Source organism: Spongiimicrobium sp. 3-5, from assembly GCF_046557915.1.
GTDB lineage: Bacteria > Bacteroidota > Bacteroidia > Flavobacteriales > Flavobacteriaceae > JBHEBG01.
Map to the genome: position 1 here is coordinate 169,560 of NZ_JBHEBG010000002.1, position 20,285 is coordinate 189,844.

The window sequence follows — 20,285 nt, forward strand, 5'->3', positions numbered from 1 at the left end:
TGCCCATTCTATAAAATTGAAAAAGCCCGATATCCTTATCGGATATCGAGCTTTGCGCTAAGCGGAGAAAGAGGGATTCGAACCCCCGGAGGTGTGACCCTCAACAGTTTTCAAGACTGCCGCATTCGACCACTCTGCCATTTCTCCTAATGCGGGTGCAAATATAGAAAGCTTTTTCTATTCTATGAAGGGTTTTGAAGATTTTTATTTTAACCATAAACGCTTAATTATTCGTTTTAAGAAGCTATTTTTGTGTGATGGAAGAATGGTACCATTATGTACTTTTGGTGGGAGTAGGTTTTGCCGTAGGGTTCATAAATACCATTGCCGGTGGCGGGTCTTTATTATCCCTTCCGGTACTTATATTTCTTGGACTGCCACCCAGTGTGGCCAATGGTACCAATAGGGTGGCCATTGTAATCCAGACCGCCTTGGCAACTGCTGGTTTTAAAAGTAAGGGCGTATCCACTTTTCCCTTTAATATTTACTTGGGTATTTCTGCCCTGCTGGGTGCCATCCTGGGTGCAACCATTGCCGTAGATATAAAAGGGGAGACCTTTAATAAGATTCTGGCGGTTATTATGATCGTGGTGGTACTCATCATTATCTTTAAACCCAAAATTGATGTTAGGGAACTCCAAGAGCGTTTAACGGGCAAATATCTGTGGATTGGGATCATCGCTTTTTTCTTTTTCGGAATTTACGGCGGGTTTATAAACGCAGGACTCGGGTTTATCATCATTCTATTTCTACATTATGTAAATCATATGACCTTGGTCCGGGTAAATGCCACCAAAGTTGCCGTTGTTTTTATCTATACCTTGGCCGCCTTGGCCGTGTTTGTTTTTAATGATAAGGTAGATTGGAAAGTAGGTCTTATATTGGCCATTGGCAATGGTAGCGGTGCATGGTTCTCCAGTAGGTTTTCCGTAAAAAAAGGAGATGGTTTTATAAAGACGTTTTTGGTGGTTATGGTAGTGGCCATGGCTATTAAGCTTTGGTTCTTTAATTGAAACTATTATAGAAATTATATAAAAAACAAAGGCGGTATACACGATATTTAAATTATAATCTTATTTTCGCCATTTGTAAACATTATCTTACAATATGCCAGGATTTGAACTTTTTGGAGCCAAGGAAAAAGCACAGGTTAACGACGTGCTAAATTCGGGAGTTTTAATGCGTTATGGCTTCAATGGAGTGCGGAAAGGACACTGGAAGGCCAAGACCTTGGAGAAGGCTTTGGAAAAGCGTATGAAGTGTGGGTATGCCCATGTGGTCAGTAGTGGTACTGCGGCCCTTACCGTGGCAATGGCCAGTGCAGGTGTCAGTACCGGAGATGAGGTAATAATGCCAACTTTTACCTTCGTGGCCACTTTTGAAGCAATTTTGGCCCTTGGAGCTGTACCCATTATGGTAGATGTGGATGATACGCTTACGTTAGACCCCACTGCGGTTGCCAAAGCCATAACCAAAAGAACCAAGGTAATAATGCCCGTGCATATGTGCGGTTCCATGGCAGATTTGGACGCCCTTAAAGTGCTTTGTAAAAAACACTCCCTATTATTGATAGAAGATGCTTGCCAAGCTATTGGAGGTAGTTACAACGGTAAACCTTTGGGTAGTTATGGAGATTTGGGATGCTTTTCGTTCGATTATGTGAAGACCATTACCTGTGGCGAAGGCGGAGCCGTTATAACCAATAACCAAGATTATTATGCGCATGCCGAACAGTATTCCGATCATGGACACGATCATATAGGTAAGGATAGGGGAGCAGAGGCACACCCCTTTTTAGGGTATAACTATAGAATTTCCGAGCTTAACGCAGCGGTAGGCGTAGCGCAACTTAAAAGGTTGGATAAATTTCTTGATATTCAGAAGTACAATTATACCGTACTTAGAAAAGCCTTGGAAAAAGTTCCTCAGATAACATTCAGACGGGTTCCAAAAGGTGGCGTAGAGAACTATTCTTTTCTTAGTTTTTACATGCCTACGGAAGATTTGGCCAAAAAGGCCACGGAAGCGCTAGCCAAAGCCGGTGTAGATGGTTGTTTCTATTGGTATGACAACAATTGGCATTATCACAGAAAATGGGAACACCTAAAAGATCTGAAATCCTTGGGTTACTTGCCCAATAAGGTTTACGATCAGTTGCCCAATTATTATAAGTCCGATTTTTCCAAATCTGATCATTGGGTAGGTAGAAATATTTCCTGTCTTATTAAATTGGGGTGGAGCAAGTCCGAAGTGCGCAAACGGGCCGAGACTATGGCCGGCGTGTTGGGAGCAATTGATCAGTAGGCTACGTAATCCACAATTTCCAAACCATATCCCACGATACCTACTCGCCTTGTCTGCAGCGTATTGGTAAGCAACCTTATTTTTGTAATATTGAGGTCGTGCAAGATTTGGGCACCCACGCCAAAATCCTTGGCATCCATGTTTATCTTCGGTGCCTTAAAAACATTATTGGCCTGTAGCTCTTTCAATTCTGCTAGCCGATTCAGCAAGTTCAGTGATTGCGACTGCTGATTGATAAAGATGATGGCACCCTTTTCTTCCTTACTGATGGCATCGAACATGGCTTCCAGTTTTTTATCCGGATTATTGGTTAGTGTCCCTAAAATATCATTGTTTACCAAAGTAGCGTTGATCCTGGTCAAGATAGGTTCACCTGCTTTCCAAGTACCTTTTACAAGGGCGATATGTATTTGGTTATTGGTGGTTTGCTTATAGGCGCGTAACCGAAACTTTCCAAACCGCGTGGTAATGTCAAAAGCTTCTTTTCTCTCGATCAGGCTGTCGTGCTCCATACGATAGGCGACCAAATCTTCTATGGAGATGACTTTTAAGTCAAACTTTTTGGCTACTTCCATAAGTTCTGGTAAGCGTGCCATAGTACCGTCTTCATTCAGTATTTCCACTAAAATTCCAGCAGGTTTTAAACCGGCAAGTCTTGCCAAATCTATAGATGCCTCTGTATGCCCTGTGCGTCTAAGTACTCCTCCGTTTCTGGCCCTCAATGGGAAAATATGTCCCGGGCGCCCCAACTCATGTGGCTTGGTATCCTCATCTACCAAAGCTAGAATGGTCTTGGATCTGTCATGCACCGAAATCCCAGTGGTACATCCATGCCCAATGAGATCCACGGACACGGTAAACTGGGTCTGATGCAATACCGTGTTGTTTTGTACCATCATCTCCAATTGAAGTTCCCTACAGCGATCTTCGGTAAGCGGTGCGCAGATAAGGCCCCTGCCATGTTTCGCCATAAAATTGATCATCTCTGGCGTAACTTTTTCCGCGGCTGCAATAAAATCGCCCTCGTTCTCCCGGTTTTCATCATCGACAACAATAATGACCTTACCATTTTTTACATCTTCAATAGCTTCTTCTATTGTATTCAATTGTATATCTTTTGTCATGCCGATCATCATGTTGTAGCAACTTCCGTTTTCTTTTTGAATAGCCCTTTTATAAAATCCACGATATTTCCAATATTGGTCAATCCACGGTCTGCCGTGGCTCTTTTCGTTAAAAATACGCTCAAAGGTAGCATTATAATGGTAGATAACCATGCCCCTAAAATAGGGTGTATGTTGCCTTCCTTGGCATAGTTGCCGGCAAAGACACCAATGAAATAATAGGTTAAAAACAAAATTATAGCGATAACCATGGGTAATCCCAACCCTCCTTTACGTATTATTGCCCCCAAGGGTGCTCCAACAAAAAACAAGATTACACAAGAAAAGGCCAGTGCAAATTTTTTATGCAAGGACAAAATATGCATATTGTAAATCTTATATCTTTTTTCTAGCTCTTCTTTTTTCCCTTTTATGGAATTTAGAATGTTTTTACTGGAGTTGGTCGCGGAATTTATGATTTGTATTTTTTGATAGTCCTTGTACAATTTTACAATATCGGTTACTTGGCCTTGGGCTTCGTTCTTGTGCTCAGTTATAATGCTGTCATTAACGGGCAGGGCAGCTAAACTATCTTTTTCTTGTGGAGGTACGGAATCTTTCGTAACAGGAAGGAACGCACCCATTCTGTTATTGATATTCTTGGAGAAAGCCTTTACTACCTTTATGTTATCTTTCTTTAGGGAGTCTATATCTTTGGTTAGGCGCGAGATGTTTTTCATCTTATCCGTATTGATATCCCTTTCTTCGTTCATATCCACATCGTTTAATCCGGAGATATCTATGTTCATGGTATAGTTCTCAAAATTGGATTTGGCAAATGGATGCTTTTTTTTGCCCTTATTGGATTTGGACCGCACATCTTCATAATAATGTCCATCATACAAAACCAATTGGATAATATCAGAGTCTTTATTGCTTTTAAGTTCTCCTGTCTTGGCCTTTATAACGGTATTATTAATGTTGGTTGCTGATTTTTTATGGATGATCACACTTTCCAAAAAACGATCGTTTTCGCCGTATTTCTTGTCTACCTTTATATTCATCCCTGTGCCTTCAAAATCGCTAAAAACCCCTTCCGCAATGGCAACCGCCGGTTTTACTTTGGCGATATTTCGTCTAAGGTTATAGATTTTCTGCTCGGATGCCGGAATAACGCTGTTAGCGAAATAAAAAGTGACGCCGCCCAAGAAAACGATAAAATAAATGAGGCTTCGCATGGATCGCTGCAAAGATATTCCCGAGGCCTTCATGGCCGCAAACTCATAATTCTCCGCAAAAGTTCCGAAAGTAAGGATCGATGACAACAACACGGTAAGCGGCAATACTTTCTCCGTAAGATTGGGCATAAGGTAAAAAAGAAACTTACCGATAATAACAATATCGAGCCCTTTGCCTGCTAAATCGTCTATAAAGAGCCAAATCGTTTGAAATATGAAAATGAACATCAATATTACAAACGAACTAACAAAATTAAAGAGGAACCTGTATAGTATATATCGGTCTAGTATTCGCAAATTCTTAGCTTCTTATGATGTAGTACCCGTCATCCTTGTACTTATTCTCATCAAAAGTAAATAAGGTTTTCGACAATGGCTGATCCGTTTTAAAAGAATTAACAGTAATGGTGGTCTTTGTACCGTTTTTACCGGTCTGGATAAGCTTATAGATATGCTTGGTCTCCACGTCTATTCCCAATAAAATTGATTTTATCTCGGAATTGGAATTAATAGGTACTAATTTTATAAACTGTATTTTCCTTCCCTGAACGTTTTGCAGTACGTCCCATTCGTAATTATGGCCCTGTCTGTAAAAGGTAAGCATTTTGGAAGGGGTAATATCATTATCGTCCTCCGTCTGGTTCTCTATGGTAACCTCTTCGTTTTCTGGCACTATGGTATATACTTTACTGCCATCGTACAATTGTTGGGAGCCCAAGTAATTAAATAGGTATTTATCGCCCTGGAGGGTAACATCGCCCCGGGTTTCCTGATTTACATTGGCTTCACTGTTGTGAAGGGCAAATTTAAAATCCACATAAATATTGTCGTAGCTCTTCACTTTGTTATATACTTCATCCAATAAGGTCTTGGCCTTTGTAGAACTTTGGCCCATGGCGGTAAATGAAGTAAACGCAATTGCTATAAGCAGTATTTTTTTCATTTTACTTTTATTTTGTCTCATTACTTAATAATTGATCTAAGGCGAACATGTCCGAAACCAATACCTGACGGGCCTTGCTTCCTTCAAAAGGACCAACGATACCAGCGGCCTCCAATTGGTCTATTATTCTACCGGCACGGTTATACCCCAGTTTTAACTTACGTTGTATCAATGAGGCAGAACCTTGTTGCGCAATTACGATAACTTCGGCGGCATCTCGGAACATGGCATCCCTTTCGGAAATATCATAATCAATACCTGTGCCAGAATCTTCCCCGGCATATTCCGGTAAAAGATGGGCATCTGGATAAGCACGCTGAGACCCTATATATTCTGCAATTTTGGCAACCTCGGGTGTGTCTACAAAAGCACATTGAATTCTCGTTACATCGTTTCCTTGTGTGAACAACATATCGCCCCTTCCTATTAATTGGTCCGCTCCCTGAGCGTCCAAAATAGTCCTGGAATCTATTTTAGAGGTTACCCTAAAGGCAATCCGAGCCGGAAAGTTGGCTTTAATAATGCCCGTTATTACATTTACCGAGGGCCTTTGTGTAGCAATGATCAAATGAATACCAATGGCACGGGCCAATTGTGCCAATCTGGCAATGGGTGTTTCTACTTCCTTGCCAGCCGTCATGATCAGATCGGCAAATTCGTCTATGACCAGCACAATATAAGGCAAGAACATATGACCATCGTTGGGGTTTAACTTACGTGTTTTAAATTTTTCATTGTACTCCTTTATATTCCTCACCATGGCCATTTTTAACAGCTCGTATCTGTTGTCCATTTCTATACACAAGGAATTAAGTGTATTGATCACCTTGGTATTGTCGGTAATAATGGCGTCCTCGGAATCGGGTAATTTGGCCAAATAATGACGCTCTATTTTATTGTAAATAGTAAGCTCTACTTTTTTAGGATCTACCAGAATAAATTTAACTTCCGCCGGATGCTTTTTGTAAAGTAAGGAGGTAAGTACCGCATTTAAACCAACAGATTTTCCCTGTCCGGTGGCACCGGCCATAAGGAGATGGGGCATCTTTGCAAGATCTACCACAAAAGTTTCATTGCTTATGGTCTTTCCGAAAGCTATGGGCAATTGCATTTCCGCTTTTTGAAATTTGCTAGATGCTATTACGGAGCGCATGGATACAATGGTTGCATTTTTGTTGGGTACTTCTATACCAATGGTACCTTTGCCCGGAATAGGGGCAATGATACGTATACCTAATGCGGCAAGGGAAAGGGCAATATCGTCTTCCAGATTCTTTATTTTGGAGATACGCACCCCAGCTTCGGGTACAATCTCATAAAGCGTTACCGTGGGGCCAATGGTAGCTTTGATCTGGGCTATACCGATCTTATAATTTTTTAGGGTATTTACAATTTTGTTCTTGTTTTCCTCTAACTCTTCCTGGTTTATGGTTATGCCCCCTGTAGTACCATGTTGATCTAGAAGTTCTATAGTAGGGAATTTATAATTGCCAAGCTCCAGGGTAGGGTCAAACTCGCCAAAGTCTGCCACAAGTTTATCGGCGGTGTTTTTGCGTTCTTCTTTTTCCTCCTTAATCTTTTCAACCTTCATTTCAATATTCTCCTTTGGCGCTTCGGGTTTGTTAACCGTCTTGAGCTCCAAAGTTTCCTTGGGATCTTTTTCCAAAACAGGAATATCTTCTTTATGGGTGTAGGTATCCAACACTATTGCGGTATCCTTCTCTTGGGACAATGAAGTTTCTGGGGTAGTATTTCCTATGTCTGCAGATTCGTAGGCAAGGGGTCTGTCTTTTTTTGCAAAATACTTAGCGAGACTTTCGGGCGTAAATTTAAACAGTCGGACCAGAATAATGACCAGTCCAAACAACAATAATAGGAACACCCCGATCTTACCGGTATAATCCTGTAAGAAATCGTTCATTTCATAGCCTATCAACCCCCCTAAAAGAGGTCTGCTAGGAGCAAAAAAGCCCAAGGCAATTGCTACCCAAATAACAAACACCAAGCCCCATATCCAGGTGCTTAGGAGGCCCTTTTTTGTTAAGCTTAGAAAGAGATATAGCCCAGAAACACAAAAAAGAAAAGGGAAAATAAGGGAGGCCAATCCAAAACCACGGTACATAAAAAAATGACTTACCGCAGCCCCAAACTTATTGAGCAAATTTTTTGCTTGTTCATTTCTATTTGCAAATTCCGTAAGCGTACTTTGGTCGTCTTGCCAGGTAAAATAAAAGGATATAAAAGAAAAGAACAGGGCCATACTGAAAAGTATGAGGAGACTTCCCAATATTATTTTGTTCTGTTTGGATAACCTAAATGAAAAACCTTTTTTGGTAGCTTTTGGCTTTGCTGTTTTTCGCTTCTTTGCCATTAAATCATCAATTATTTGGGGCTAAAATACAAATTTACTAAGGAAGCAAGCGTTAGGGATAGTTTAAAAAAGTTTTGGCAAATAGATGATCAGCCCAATAATGGAGGCCGCTATAGAGACCAGCATTACTGCGCCTGCCGAAATGTCTTTTATAAACCCAATCTTTTCATCAAACTCTGGCTGTATATAATCCGCAATTTTTTCTATTGCCGTATTTAGGCCTTCTATGCCCAATACCATGGCAATTGCGAAGATTTGTAAGATCCATTCCGTACTCGAAATTTCAAAAAAGAAGCCGGCAGCGGTCATAATCAATGCTATAACGATCTGAACTTTGATACTGCCCTCGGTACGTATAAGCAATAGTGCTCCGCGCAAGGCATAACCAACTCCTCGAATTCTATTTTTGAGAAAGGATTCCTTAGGCATCCATTAACGCTTCTAATGCGGCTTTGTAATTGGGTTCGTCCACAATTTCTGGCACCTGCTCCGCGTAGAGTACGGTACCTTCTTCGTTCAATACGATCACTGCTCTGGAATGCAACGATTGCAGGGGTCCGTCTGTAAATTCTACCTCGTAGGTCCTTCCGAAATTCCCATCCCTAAAATCAGATAGCATTTCAACGTTCGCAATACCTTCGGCACCACAAAAGCGGGCCTGGGCAAAGGGTAGGTCCTTGGAAATGCAGAGTACCTTGGTGTTATCCAATTCTGCAGCCTCCTGATTAAACTGCCGTACCGATTGTGCACAAGTACCGGTGTCAATGCTTGGGAAAATGTTCAATACTACTTTTTGTCCTTTGTAATTGGATAGGGTAGTGCCGGACAAATCTACTTTGGTAAGCGTAAAATCCTTGGCAGTACTCCCTTTTGCTGGTAGTGTGCCCAATGTATGTATGGTATTTCCTTTAAGTGTTACTGTAGCCATTTCAACGGTTTTAAGTTCGCCGTGAAATTATAAAATATCTAGGTGATATGGTAGGAAATGTCCGGAAAAATTGCCTGGGGAAATAGGAAGCAAAAAACGTTATTCCGTAGTTGTAACCAGTTGTTTTATCTTTATTTTGAATCCTGCAAAGATCAAGGTCATAATAGGGCTCAACCAGTTGAAAATGGCAAAAAACATATACTCGCCCACACCCACGCCCAAAACACTACTATGGTAAGCACCGCAGGTATTCCATGGAATCAATACGGAGGTGACGGTACCAGAATCTTCTAAAGTACGGCTTAGATTCTCCGGAGCAAGCCCTCTATCTTTATATGCTTGAGAAAACATTTTTCCTGGAACCACAATGGCCAAATACTGATCCGATGCCGTAACGTTAAGGGCCAAACAACTGCCTACTGTACTTGCAAAAAGGCCAAAAGTGGTCTTGGCCATGCCCAACAACGATTTTGTAATTCTGGCCAAGGCGCCTATACCATCCATTACCCCACCAAATACCATGGCACAAATAATAAGCCAAATGGTGCCTAACATACCTTTCATCCCTTTAGCGGAAAAGAGTTTGGTAAGTGCTTCGTTATCCGTGGCAATAGTGGTTTCCAAAGTTATGGAGTTCAAAACACCTTTGTAGGCAGATTCAAAAGTCAGGGTTTCGTTTCCTGTTATTCCGGCAACAACGCCAGGTTGGAATATCAAGGCAAACACACCTCCCAATAAGGTTCCTATCAATAGGGCAACAAGGGGAGGGGTTTTCTTAACAATCAAAAAAATCACGACCAAAGGCACTAAGAACAGCCATCCGTTGATGTTGAAGGTAGCATCGATATCATTTAAAATAGTAGCAATATCCGCGGTACCCGAGGTATCTTGGGTAAATCCGAGGATAATAAAAACAGTAAAGGTAACCAGTATGGTAGGTATTGTGGTTAGGGTCATGTATTTGATATGACCAAAAAGTTCACCTCCGGCCATGGCAGGTGCCAAATTGGTAGTATCGCTTAAAGGCGATAACTTGTCTCCAAAATAAGCTCCTGAAAGCGCGGCTCCGGCCGTCATGCCCAAAGAAACACCCAACGCATCACCAATCCCGATAAGTGCTATACCCACGGTAGCCGAAGTAGTCCAAGAACTTCCTGTGGCTATAGAAATAATGGCACAGATAACCACACAGGCTGCTAAAAATATGGTAGGGTTAAGGATTTGTAATCCATAGTAGATCATGGCGGGGATAATACCACTAATGAGCCATGTGCCAGCAAGTGCACCCACCATTAGCAGAATTATTAAAGCCCCGGTGGTAGATTTTACATTCTCTGCTACCTCGGCCAGCATTTGTTTGTAAGAAGCCTTGTTTAAAAAACCTACAACTGCGGCCACGGCACCGCCCAAAAGCAAAATAAACTGGTTGGAGCCACTAATGGCGTCCTCTCCAAAAACGTAAACATTGTAGGCAAGCATGCCTACTAGCGCAATAACGGGGATTAGGGCCTCCCAAATGCTAAGTTCCTGATTTTCAACTATATTTTCATTTTGGCGATAGGGTTTGGCTTTCTTACTTTGCATAGTTTGGTAGTTAGTTACCTTGTAATATTACGATTTTGGAAACTGTTCTGCAAGCCTGCCATTTAAATGCTTACCTCTATACTTTTAAGGATTCCTAGTGTTACCATACATTTCTTCATCATTTGATAGGTTCTGTGAATATCGTTGTCCAGCCCTACAGAGAATCGAATAAGTCCATTGGATAACCCCATTTCTTTTTGCTCTTCCAAAGGTATTTCCGAGGAGGTGGAAGTACCGGGAGCACTAAAAAGGGTTTTATAAAACCCAAGGCTCACCGCCAAATACCCAAGGTTTTTTTGTTGCATAAGTTCCATCAGGGCATTTGCATTTTCCAAAGACCCTACATCCACGGTAAGTAGGCCTCCATAACCAAAGGATGTATTCATTTGTTTTTTTATGATGGGGAATCCTGAATGTGACTTTAATCCTGGGTAAACCACACGCAAGCCATCTTTTTCGAAGTTTTCGGCTAGGTAAAGTGCATTTTCACTGTGTTTTTTTATACGGATATGTAGAGTCCTTAGATTTTTTAAGATAGAAGCCGCCCTTAAGCTGTCTAACGTACTACCCAATAACATTCCGGCGCCAGAGTTTACATCTTTTAATGCCAAACAGAAATCTTTAGGGCCGCAGACCACCCCAGCTACACAGTCGCTACTTCCGTTGATGAATTTTGTTAAGCTATGGATAACAATTTCTGCCCCCAATTTGGCAGGTGTAATGGTCAATGGAGAAAAAGTATTGTCTACTACCAAGGGTATATCATACTTCTTGGCTAGCGTTGCGAGCGACTTTATATCTGCAATTTCCAACAAAGGATTGCTAACGGCTTCGCAATAGATCATTTTGGTCTTAGGGGTTATAGCCTTTTCCACTAGGTCTATTTTCGTAGTATCCACAAAGGAGGTATCGATCTTAAACTTTTTCAAAAAGTTTTTTAGGAAGGCGTAGGTCCCTCCATAGATGGTTCTGCTACTTACAATATGATCACCGGTATCGCATAATTGCATTAGCACCGATGTAATGGCTCCCATGCCGCTAGCGTAGACATTGGCACTTTCCGTGCCTTCCAAAGCTGCTAAGGCCTCCCCTAGGTAGAGGTTGGAAGGGGAGGAGTGTCTACTATATAAATAGCATCCCTCCGTATTGCCGTCGAACGTATCGAACATGGTCTTAGCCGACAAAAAAGTATAGGTAGATGAATCCGAAATAGAGGGGTTTACACCTCCAAACTCACCAAAATATTGCAAATTCTGTATGTAATCTGAAGCTTTATAGTCCATGGATATAGTTTTTTGTACCATAAAATTATTTATAAATGGATAAAATAACAATCAAATGTTATAATTATAGAAAATAAATCTATTATAGTATTTAAACATAGAATTATATTCATTAAATTCGTAATGTTCGCTATTTTTAAAGAAAAAAAATCATGATCAATCTTGATGAAACCGATGTTGCCCTTTTAGACTTGCTACAGACCAACAGTAAAAGAACTACAAAAGAATATGCAAATCAGTTGGGGTTGTCCACCACAGCGGTGTATGAGCGAATTAAACGTTTGGAACGTACTGGAGTTGTAACAAGGTATGTAGCTCTAGTAGATCAACAAAAAGTAGACAAGGCTTTTGTGGTGCTCTGTCATATCAAGCTTTTAAAGCATAGCAAAGAATTTGTAATGCAGTTCGAAAGACAGGTAGCCAAACTTAAAGAGGTAGCGGAATGTTATCATATTAGTGGGGATTACGATTATATCCTAAAAATACACGTCGGCGGTATGCAGGCCTATCGCGATTTTATGGTGACCAAACTTACGGCCATAGACCATATTGGTAGTACACAAAGCTCTTTTGTAATCAATGAAGTAAAACATACCACGGCTATTGCCCTATAGCTGCTAAAGTGTTGTTAAACAGTGCTTAATGCTTGTGCAATATACGTACCTTATTGGTAATTGGTAATTGGTAATTGGTAATTGGTTAAAGCAGCGAGGCATGGAAGCAGGGTCTATTTTTAGAACAATTTTAGGGGTTTTATTGGGAGAACTTACACTAATAGTACTTACTACAGTTGCTCAGGAAGTAGTGGTAGATGGTGTACATGTGGCCACATCCTCAGTTTCGGAACTTGCCATAGGGGGTATTGCCACGCTTATAGCAGGTTTAATTTCTGGCTTACTGGCCACTCTTATCGGCGGAAACCATAATAAATGGCCCGTCCTGGTCATTTCACTTTTTATTGTCATAGAAACTACGTACCTCCTTTGGGCCGGATTGGCAGGTAATCCGCTGTGGTTTGCCGTACCTTCCGCTTTGGCTTTGATAGCAAGCGTTTGGGCAGGTTTTTATGGAATTGGAAAGTTAAAGACCACTACTGGCTAACACATTAATCGCCCTAACGTCCGTATTGTCTAACCACAAAACATTCGTACTTTTGTATTTCGAATTTTCGGATATTCAATACGAAACAAGCTAGCATTAACAAAACCATACTATGACTCAATACGATGTAGCCGTTATAGGCTCTGGTCCCGGAGGATACGTGGCAGCAATACGTTGCGCGCAATTAGGAATGAAAACCGCAATCATTGAAAAATATGCAACCTTGGGTGGCACCTGTCTTAATGTAGGTTGTATACCCTCCAAGGCACTTTTGGATTCGTCCCACCACTATGAAGATGCCATCAAACACTTTGAAGAACACGGTATCGAAATTCCGGGTGAGGTAAAGGTTAATCTGAAGCAAATGATTGGCCGTAAGCAGGCTGTGGTAGACCAGACTACGAAGGGGATTCAGTTTTTAATGGACAAAAACAAAATAGATGTTTACGAAGGTATTGGCAGTTTTAAAGATGCCACACATGTCAACATAAAGAAAAATGATGGCAAGACCGAGACCATTGAAGCCAAACATATTATTATAGCTACAGGCTCTAAGCCTTCTACTTTACCCTTTATAAAAATTGATAAGGAACGCATCATTACCTCTACGGAGGCACTGAAATTGACAGAAATCCCAAAACACATGATCGTAATCGGAGGCGGGGTCATAGGTTTGGAATTGGGACAGGTTTATAAGCGTTTGGGTTCTGAGGTTACCGTTATTGAATTTATGGATCGAATAATTCCTGGAATGGATGGTGCGCTTTCCAAGGAATTAATGAAGGCCATGAAAAAGCAAAAGGCAAAGTTTAACCTTTCACATAAAGTTAAATCCGTAGAGCGAAAAGGCAATGAAGTTATCGTTAAGGCAGATAACAAGAAAGGCGAAGAAGTTACCTTTACCGGTGATTACTGTCTTGTTTCTGTAGGACGAAGACCTTATACCGATGGACTGAATGCCAAGGCTGCAGGCGTAAAGATTGATGAAAGGGGCAGGGTTGAAGTCAATGGTCAGTTACAGACCACGGCTGCCAACATCTATGCTATTGGCGATGTGGTACGTGGAGCCATGTTAGCACACAAAGCGGAGGAAGAGGGTAGTATGGTTGCCGAGATATTGGCGGGTCAAAAACCACATATCGATTATAATTTAATCCCGGGCGTAGTCTACACATGGCCCGAAGTTGCTGCCGTAGGAAAAACGGAAGAAGAACTGAAAGAGGCCAAAGTAGAATATAAGGTAGGGCAGTTTCCTATGCGCGCATTGGGACGTGCCCGTGCCAGTATGGATATAGACGGTTTTGTAAAGATACTTGCTGATAAGAAAACCGATGAGGTTCTGGGTGTCCATATGATTGGAGCACGTTGTGCAGACCTCATTACAGAAGGAGTTACCGCCATGGAGTTTAGGGCTTCGGCCGAGGATATTGCAAGGATGAGCCATGCCCATCCTACCTATGCGGAAGCTGTTAAGGAAGCGGCTTTGGCAGCCACGGAAGACCGGGCGCTACATATTTAGGGCAAGGTAAATAGAATTTTAATGTTGATATCACCGCCGAAATTCTTGGAACAAGGAGTTTTGGGGTGTTAAATCTTTGTAATTTATGCAAACAAACGACAAGTCTGGTGTAAAGGAATACCGTGCCCATGAAGATAGGTACCAGTCCATGAAATATAACCGAAGCGGTAAGAGCGGTGTGCTATTGCCAGCATTATCATTGGGGTTATGGCATAATTTTGGATTTGTGGACAGCCTTCAAAATGGTAGGGATATTCTGCGAGGAGCTTTTGATCTTGGTATTACACATTTTGACCTTGCCAATAATTATGGCCCTCCATATGGTTCGGCAGAAGAGAATTTTGGTTTGTTATACAAAAAGGATTTCAAACCTTACCGCGACGAGTTGTTCATAGCTTCTAAGGCAGGATTTGATATGTGGCCCGGACCTTATGGTAATCTGGGCTCTAGAAAGTATCTCATGGCGAGTATAGATCAAAGCCTAAACAGAATGGGCTTGGATTATGTGGATATTTTTTATCATCATAGACCAGACCCCGATACTCCTCTGGAAGAAACAATGATTGCCTTATCCGATATAGTTAGACAGGGAAAGGCACTTTATGTAGGGATCTCCAATTATCAACCCAAAGAAACCGCGGAAGCCGCTGCACTTTTACGCGAGCTTAAAGTTCCGTTTATTTTGCATCAGGCACGTTATTCCATATTTGATAGGTGGGTAGAGGATGGCCTGCTAGAGACCCTCGAAGATGAAGGCCTGGGATGCATCGCCTTTTCTCCATTGGCCCAGGGTATGCTTACCAATAAATATGTAAACGGAATTCCTGACGACTCTAGGGCGGCCAAGGATTTTACGTATTTGGAAAGAGAGCAGGTGGAAAACAATTTGGTCAAAATAAAAAACTTGGCAAAAATAGCCGAGCAACGAGGACAAAAGCTATCGCAGATGGCAATTGCGTGGCTTCTTAACAGACCAGCGGTAGCATCTGTGCTAATTGGTGCAAGCTCAGTAAAACAACTGAAAGAAAACGTTGGTGCTTTAGAACAACTTCATTTTTCGGAAGAGGAGTTAAAACTGATCGACGCAAACTAGCCTTCCTTATGCTTGGGGTTCTTGTAAAAACCCCATCCGCCAAAAGACGGACGGGGGATTCCCTCTCTCATAGCATTCTTACTTAATCAGCTTGGTATTGGGGAACGCCGCTTTGTACCCAAACCAAAAAGCGTTATGAGCAGGAATACGCTTTAGTATTTTACCTTCACTAGATGTGATCTTATCTTCGGATAGGGTCCAGTTTACACCCTGTGTATCTTTTATTTCGGATAACCCATCGTACTCAACAAATTTCTGGCCTTGTGTTTCATAGACCCGGTGCGCCCCGCTGCGGTCTGTTAAAACCACAAAATGTAATCTTCCGATTTGTGCTGTATAAATTGGATTTAACGTTAAGAAACGGCTGGCAATAGCTAAGTTTTCATTGGGAGCCTTAGATGTCCTTATCGCCAATATTTCGTCTTTATTGTTAAGGCTTTTATCAATTTTAGGAATGGTGAACATAAGGTCATCCGTTGCAAAATAGGAGCGGTACGCCACTCCTTCTCCATAATCTCTTAAATGTCCGGTTTGCAAGGAAAGTACTGTTGTTTCTGGATGTCTTTTTTTCCATGCCCCCCAGGTAGTGGTAACAACACTCAAATAGTCTAGGGCAATACCTTTACCTACCAATGGTCCTATAACCGGTTGGCCTTCCAACGTGCTCCATAGGCTCTGTGTTGTCTTGTCGTACATCAGTTTATTGGATCGGTATAAGAACCCGCTGGTGCCTAGTTGATAATTTATACCTTGATGTTCGGTTTTGTATAGGATTACTGTACCACAAAGAGTGCAATACACGCCTGCTACCGGGATATCACCTACGGTATCCACAAACATTTCGTGCCATGCTAAAATACGTTTTGGGTAAGCCCTAGCATCACCGTTTACTTCAATCCCAAAAACGATATTACTGTCTTTTAGATAGGTAGCTTCTTTGGCGGAAATCATCTTTGGCTGCCGCAGGGGAGGTATGCCATCTTGCCGAACTCCACCCCAACGCACTTCATCTAATCGAATGGTACTTTGCGCTTGTCTTCCCAAAAAATAGTTCTTAAACTTGGGATCCAAGCCTTGGTGCAGTTTGGCCTTAAATTTATAATAACTATCAGAGTAGGTAGGGGTTTTGTTCCACAACCACTGAAACCACTTGTCTAGATTGTGCCCAAACCGCTTACCGCTTTTGCGTTCCAACAAACGTATAAGCCGATCGGAAATAGCTCCGTTCTGACTAAAATAGACCGTTTCTATCAGCATAATTTCATAAGCCTCTTGCCAGTGTTTATCTACATATGAAATGGCCGTATTGATAGTTTTCTTGTCCTCTCCATGCGCAAGTTTTAAAAAAAGATCTGTTGCATCATCCTGGTTGGGTATCGAAATATGCTCTGGGTGCCCACCTTTGTGCTCTATATCAGCGACATTCATAAAACCCATAAGCAATATTACGCCTATAAGCAAACTATAAAACCCTATGTATTTGTGGTTTGGCATCATCCTTATTCCTATAAAAGTAATAGTCGATGTAAGCCAGCGAAAATTTGAACTTTAACTATATTTTAGGAATGGATATGGGGTTGAGGTAAGAATCAAAACCGAAATTGTTTTCTTAATTTTTTACGGTCCCAATTAATTTTAATAGAAAGACCCTTAACCTAAACAGGGTGCTTTTCATAAGCTTTAACGTAAATATTTGCCAGGGTTCTATTTGTGACCATATTTGTTTTGCACGATTGGCTATACTCAATTTTATTGCTGCTTTGTTATTTTCGTAAAGCAGGGCAGTAGCGGTACTGGCGAACATAAACGCAATGGCCCCTATAATGGCTACCGTGGGCGTTAATGCATGGTGGAAAAAACGATAAAGTCCCAAACCGGTAAAACTACCATAAAGAATTATGAAGTGCATTACGTAAATGGACAAGGTGCTTTGTCCGATTTTTAAAACAATGGTATTGGTCATAAATTGCCTAAGCAGCATAAAAATGGCAAATACCACAAAAACGTCGCCCAAGCGTATGAAGAGATAATTATTGAAATAGATATCGGCGAATAATTGGATACCGGTATATCTTGTGGTGGCCAGAAAAAAGTCCGAAGAATAAAAAACAAGTGTTGCCCCAATGATAAGCGCAATGGAGATGGCCATGGGGTAAATATGTTTTTGATCCTTGAACCTGGCAAACAAAATAGAAAGAAACCCACCTACGGAAGCATAACCTACCCATGGTACAATAGTAAATACGGAGCCGTTGACCTTGGTAAAATAGTTTGCAAGAAACTGAGGAAGGTAGTGGTATGCAAATTGTTTGTAATACGGTTCAAAAATAAAAAGCGTTAGGGTAAGCCCTAATAGAACCATAGGGAAAACAAGTTTTCGCCTGTTGTATGTTAAAAGATAAATGCCAATAATGGCCAGAATGGAGAGCCCTATACAATGTAGTACATCAACAAGGTAAAAGGAATCGTAAATTTCACCACTTAAAAGACCAAAGAGGTTCATTCTAAGTAGATACCCGATCGCTATTAACTGCAATCCCCTTTTAATACCTTTCTTCACCCTTGGATTATCTAAGCCCTGTTGCGGGCCTTTGATCAATAAATAAGTGAAGATAAAACCCGATACAGTGAAGAAAACAGGTGCAGTTATACCTCTAAAGTATTGCCAAACCGAAAATACAAGATTACTACCATCCCTAAATGCCGTATCTAGCAAGCCATCCACAAAATGTCCTTGCAGCATCATTAGAATAGCCCATGCACGCATGGCATCTATAAAATATAATCTGTTGGTCTTGCTCTTCATCAAAATTAACTAACCTATATACTTGTACAACAGTGTATTTGGATGTTTTCGCTAGCAAAATTAGACAAAATACTCGCAAATAGATCTAAATTGGGGTATTTTCGTTGAAAGAAATCTTATTCGTGTAGTTATGGCAACAATATTGGCATTTGCAGGCAGCAATTCATCCACCTCAGTAAATTTTAAACTGGTAAAACATACTGCTTCATTAATACAAGGGCATAAGGTGCAACTATTGAATTTGGCTAATTTTCCCTTCCCTATGTACAGCGCAGATCATGAGCGCGAAAGTGGTTTTTCCAATTCCTTGGTAGAACTAAAGGACGATATTAACAAAGTGGAAGGCATTGTTCTTTCCGTAAACGAGCACAATGGCGGACCTTCTGCCTATTTTAAAAATCTTACGGATTGGCTCTCCAGGTTGGATATGAAGTTTTTGGAAGGCACTAAAGTATTCTTAATGTCTGCTTCCCCGGGCAGAGGGGGCGGCAAAAACGCTTTGGAGATTGTAGAGAAAGGATTATCCAGATTTGGTGCCGATGTAGTTGCTACCTTTTCATTACCCTCCTTTAACCATAATTTTGATCTTGAAACCGGAATTACTGATAGTGAATTGAAAGAACTTCATGCAGAAGCGATGAATCAGTTTTTGGCAAAAATATAAACATACCTTGCGAAAAAAGGCAACTTTTGAGATCTCGGACAAGGAATTGGTTAAGGATGCCCTATTGCAATGGGCGCAACCGTATTACGATGTAACATGGCTAGACAGCAACGGTCATAAAGACCAATATGGTTCTTTTGATGCGCTGATAGCAGTGGATGCACTAACTGCGATGGTTACAGATGCCGAAAACGCTTTTGAAGATCTGGCGGCCTACCAATTAGAAACCAAGGATTGGATCTTTGGCTATTTGTCCTATGACTTGAAGAATGATGTAGAAAATCTTTCATCTTCCAATTTTGACGGATTGCAACTTCCCGATCTGTACTTTTATCAACCTAAAAAAATCATACGGCTTAAGGGCAACACCTTGGAATTCTTGTACCTCAATTTGGTGGAGGAAGATATACATGGGGATTTCGTCAGCATATCCAAATTTATGACGGTCAAGGACGAAATTACAAGGAACACAAAACAGCCCATTCATATTAAATTGCGCATATTTAAGGACGATTACTTTAGCAGAGTGGATAAAATGCTTAGCCATATACACAGGGGCGATATTTATGAGGCTAATTTTTGTCAGGAGTTCTATGCTACCGACACTACCATAGATCCTTTGGCCACCTACAAGAAGTTAAATCTAATTTCACAAGCGCCCTTTGCCACTTTTCTTAAGATGGGAGATAAATATCTGTTATCTGCCTCTCCCGAGCGGTTTCTCAAAAAAAAGGGTGACTTACTAATTTCCCAACCCATTAAAGGCACAGCTAGGAGATCTGCAGACCTTATTGAGGATGAAAAACTTAAAGAAGACTTAGGAAAAGATACCAAGGAAAGGGCAGAAAATGTTATGATCGTAGATTTGGTACGCAATGATTTGTCCAAAAATGCGGTAAAAGGTTCGGTAACCGTTGAGGAGTTATGTAAAGTGTATTCTTTTAAACAGGTACATCAAATGATATCCACAATTTCGGCAAGAACTACAAAGGCCACTATGCCTGTGGAAATTATTAAACAGTGTTTTCCAATGGGAAGTATGACCGGTGCCCCCAAGGTCTCTGCTATGAAAATTATAGAAGCCTTGGAAGCTACCAAACGTGGCCTTTACAGTGGTGCCGTGGGTTATTTTACACCAGAGGGCGATTTTGATTTTAATGTGGTAATCCGAAGCATTGTGTACAATGCCACCCAAAAATATGTGTCTTTTTCGGTGGGTAGCGCTATTACCGCTTTGGCTTCACCAGAAAAAGAGTATGAGGAATGCCTGTTGAAAGCCAAGGCCATGCGAGAGGTATTGGAAAACTAACATGATGCTATCAAAATAGATCAGATCAATACCTTTAAT

At 41.2% G+C, this 20,285-nt stretch carries 18 protein-coding genes and 1 tRNA gene; 8 read left to right on the forward strand and 11 right to left on the reverse strand.

Annotated elements, in window-relative coordinates; translation table 11 throughout:
- Positions 1-62: 62 nt before the first annotated feature.
- Positions 63-147, reverse strand: a tRNA-Ser gene (locus ACEQ81_RS08910).
- A gap of 110 nt (positions 148-257) precedes the next feature.
- On the opposite strand from ACEQ81_RS08910, the gene ACEQ81_RS08915 reads away from it, so the two are divergent.
- Positions 258-1,013, forward strand: a complete 756-nt coding sequence (locus tag ACEQ81_RS08915; RefSeq protein WP_411030532.1) for a sulfite exporter TauE/SafE family protein — start codon at positions 258-260, stop codon at positions 1,011-1,013.
- 94 nt (positions 1,014-1,107) lie between these two features.
- On the forward strand, positions 1,108-2,304 hold the full coding sequence (locus ACEQ81_RS08920) for a DegT/DnrJ/EryC1/StrS family aminotransferase (protein WP_411030533.1): 1,197 nt from the start codon (positions 1,108-1,110) through the stop codon (positions 2,302-2,304).
- Here the strand turns inward: ACEQ81_RS08920 and ribB are convergent.
- The 8 genes from ribB to ACEQ81_RS08960 all read right to left on the reverse strand — a co-directional run bounded on the left by ribB (position 2,298) and on the right by ACEQ81_RS08960 (position 11,754).
- The gene (gene ribB / locus ACEQ81_RS08925) at positions 2,298-3,437 is read right to left on the reverse strand and encodes a 3,4-dihydroxy-2-butanone-4-phosphate synthase (protein WP_411031037.1); all 1,140 of its coding nucleotides are present in this window, start codon (positions 3,435-3,437) and stop codon (positions 2,298-2,300) included. The genes ACEQ81_RS08920 and ribB overlap by 7 nt on opposite strands.
- Entirely contained in the window at positions 3,437-4,873 is a 1,437-nt protein-coding gene (locus tag ACEQ81_RS08930) for an LptF/LptG family permease (protein WP_411030534.1), read from the reverse strand. Before ACEQ81_RS08930 ends, ribB begins: the two co-directional genes overlap by 1 nt.
- A 73-nt stretch (positions 4,874-4,946) precedes the next feature.
- Entirely contained in the window at positions 4,947-5,588 is a 642-nt protein-coding gene (locus tag ACEQ81_RS08935) for a LolA family protein (protein ID WP_411030535.1), read from the reverse strand.
- Between the two features lie 7 nt (positions 5,589-5,595).
- Positions 5,596-7,959, reverse strand: coding sequence for a DNA translocase FtsK 4TM domain-containing protein (locus ACEQ81_RS08940; RefSeq protein WP_411030536.1), 2,364 nt, complete (start codon positions 7,957-7,959; stop codon positions 5,596-5,598).
- 63 nt (positions 7,960-8,022) lie between these two features.
- Entirely contained in the window at positions 8,023-8,388 is a 366-nt protein-coding gene (locus ACEQ81_RS08945) for a diacylglycerol kinase (RefSeq protein ID WP_411030537.1), read from the reverse strand.
- Entirely contained in the window at positions 8,381-8,887 is a 507-nt protein-coding gene (tpx, locus tag ACEQ81_RS08950; protein ID WP_411030538.1) for a thiol peroxidase, read from the reverse strand. The genes ACEQ81_RS08945 and tpx overlap by 8 nt, the downstream gene beginning before the upstream one ends.
- A 99-nt stretch (positions 8,888-8,986) precedes the next feature.
- Positions 8,987-10,471 (reverse strand): Na+/H+ antiporter NhaC, encoded by a 1,485-nt coding sequence (nhaC, locus tag ACEQ81_RS08955; protein WP_411030539.1) that lies wholly within the window; start codon positions 10,469-10,471, stop codon positions 8,987-8,989.
- A 62-nt stretch (positions 10,472-10,533) separates the two neighbouring features.
- A complete protein-coding gene (locus tag ACEQ81_RS08960) occupies positions 10,534-11,754 on the reverse strand; it encodes an aminotransferase class I/II-fold pyridoxal phosphate-dependent enzyme (protein ID WP_411030540.1) in 1,221 nt (406 codons plus the stop codon).
- Positions 11,755-11,906: 152 nt separating this feature from the next.
- Here ACEQ81_RS08960 and ACEQ81_RS08965 point away from each other — a divergent pair, with 152 nt between their 5' ends.
- From ACEQ81_RS08965 to mgrA, 4 genes are all read left to right on the forward strand, one after another.
- Positions 11,907-12,368 (forward strand): Lrp/AsnC family transcriptional regulator, encoded by a 462-nt coding sequence (locus ACEQ81_RS08965; RefSeq protein ID WP_411030541.1) that lies wholly within the window; start codon positions 11,907-11,909, stop codon positions 12,366-12,368.
- 100 nt (positions 12,369-12,468) lie between these two features.
- On the forward strand, positions 12,469-12,855 hold the full coding sequence (locus tag ACEQ81_RS08970) for a hypothetical protein (protein ID WP_411030542.1): 387 nt from the start codon (positions 12,469-12,471) through the stop codon (positions 12,853-12,855).
- Positions 12,856-12,967: 112 nt separating this feature from the next.
- Positions 12,968-14,374 (forward strand): dihydrolipoyl dehydrogenase, encoded by a 1,407-nt coding sequence (lpdA, locus tag ACEQ81_RS08975; protein ID WP_411030543.1) that lies wholly within the window; start codon positions 12,968-12,970, stop codon positions 14,372-14,374.
- Between the two features lie 85 nt (positions 14,375-14,459).
- Positions 14,460-15,467 carry an L-glyceraldehyde 3-phosphate reductase gene (gene mgrA, locus ACEQ81_RS08980; RefSeq protein WP_411030544.1) on the forward strand — a complete coding sequence of 336 codons (1,008 nt, stop codon included), beginning with the start codon at positions 14,460-14,462 and terminating at the stop codon, positions 15,465-15,467.
- Positions 15,468-15,545: 78 nt separating this feature from the next.
- On the opposite strand, the gene ACEQ81_RS08985 is transcribed toward mgrA, so the two are convergent.
- Positions 15,546-16,964 carry a DUF3179 domain-containing protein gene (locus ACEQ81_RS08985; RefSeq protein WP_411030545.1) on the reverse strand — a complete coding sequence of 473 codons (1,419 nt, stop codon included), beginning with the start codon at positions 16,962-16,964 and terminating at the stop codon, positions 15,546-15,548.
- Between the two features lie 112 nt (positions 16,965-17,076).
- Complete coding sequence (locus ACEQ81_RS08990) at positions 17,077-18,273, reverse strand: acyltransferase family protein (RefSeq protein ID WP_411030546.1); 1,197 nt, start codon at positions 18,271-18,273, stop codon at positions 17,077-17,079.
- Between the two features lie 130 nt (positions 18,274-18,403).
- Between ACEQ81_RS08990 and ACEQ81_RS08995 the strand changes: the two genes are divergently transcribed.
- The gene (locus ACEQ81_RS08995) at positions 18,404-18,937 is read left to right on the forward strand and encodes an NADPH-dependent FMN reductase (protein ID WP_411030547.1); all 534 of its coding nucleotides are present in this window, start codon (positions 18,404-18,406) and stop codon (positions 18,935-18,937) included.
- Positions 18,938-18,944: 7 nt separating this feature from the next.
- Positions 18,945-20,246, forward strand: a complete 1,302-nt coding sequence (locus ACEQ81_RS09000; protein WP_411030548.1) for an anthranilate synthase component I family protein — start codon at positions 18,945-18,947, stop codon at positions 20,244-20,246.
- Positions 20,247-20,285: the final 39 nt, after the last annotated feature.

What these genes read in the sequence shown, in the direction of transcription:
- ACEQ81_RS08965 (WP_411030541.1), top strand. Translation starts at nt 11,907, where the DNA reads ATGATCAATCTTGATGAAACCGATGTTGCCCTTTTAGACTTGCTACAG.
- ACEQ81_RS08945 (WP_411030537.1), bottom strand. Translation starts at nt 8,388, where the DNA reads ATGCCTAAGGAATCCTTTCTCAAAAATAGAATTCGAGGAGTTGGTTAT.
- tpx (WP_411030538.1), bottom strand. Translation starts at nt 8,887, where the DNA reads ATGGCTACAGTAACACTTAAAGGAAATACCATACATACATTGGGCACA.
- ACEQ81_RS08930 (WP_411030534.1), bottom strand. Translation starts at nt 4,873, where the DNA reads ATGTTCATTTTCATATTTCAAACGATTTGGCTCTTTATAGACGATTTA.
- nhaC (WP_411030539.1), bottom strand. Translation starts at nt 10,471, where the DNA reads ATGCAAAGTAAGAAAGCCAAACCCTATCGCCAAAATGAAAATATAGTT.
- lpdA (WP_411030543.1), top strand. Translation starts at nt 12,968, where the DNA reads ATGACTCAATACGATGTAGCCGTTATAGGCTCTGGTCCCGGAGGATAC.
- ACEQ81_RS08940 (WP_411030536.1), bottom strand. Translation starts at nt 7,959, where the DNA reads ATGGCAAAGAAGCGAAAAACAGCAAAGCCAAAAGCTACCAAAAAAGGT.
- ribB (WP_411031037.1), bottom strand. Translation starts at nt 3,437, where the DNA reads ATGATCGGCATGACAAAAGATATACAATTGAATACAATAGAAGAAGCT.
- ACEQ81_RS08960 (WP_411030540.1), bottom strand. Translation starts at nt 11,754, where the DNA reads ATGGACTATAAAGCTTCAGATTACATACAGAATTTGCAATATTTTGGT.
- ACEQ81_RS08985 (WP_411030545.1), bottom strand. Translation starts at nt 16,964, where the DNA reads ATGATGCCAAACCACAAATACATAGGGTTTTATAGTTTGCTTATAGGC.
- ACEQ81_RS08995 (WP_411030547.1), top strand. Translation starts at nt 18,404, where the DNA reads ATGGCAACAATATTGGCATTTGCAGGCAGCAATTCATCCACCTCAGTA.
- ACEQ81_RS08920 (WP_411030533.1), top strand. Translation starts at nt 1,108, where the DNA reads ATGCCAGGATTTGAACTTTTTGGAGCCAAGGAAAAAGCACAGGTTAAC.
- mgrA (WP_411030544.1), top strand. Translation starts at nt 14,460, where the DNA reads ATGCAAACAAACGACAAGTCTGGTGTAAAGGAATACCGTGCCCATGAA.
- ACEQ81_RS08915 (WP_411030532.1), top strand. Translation starts at nt 258, where the DNA reads ATGGAAGAATGGTACCATTATGTACTTTTGGTGGGAGTAGGTTTTGCC.
- ACEQ81_RS08970 (WP_411030542.1), top strand. Translation starts at nt 12,469, where the DNA reads ATGGAAGCAGGGTCTATTTTTAGAACAATTTTAGGGGTTTTATTGGGA.
- ACEQ81_RS08935 (WP_411030535.1), bottom strand. Translation starts at nt 5,588, where the DNA reads ATGAAAAAAATACTGCTTATAGCAATTGCGTTTACTTCATTTACCGCC.
- ACEQ81_RS08990 (WP_411030546.1), bottom strand. Translation starts at nt 18,273, where the DNA reads ATGAAGAGCAAGACCAACAGATTATATTTTATAGATGCCATGCGTGCA.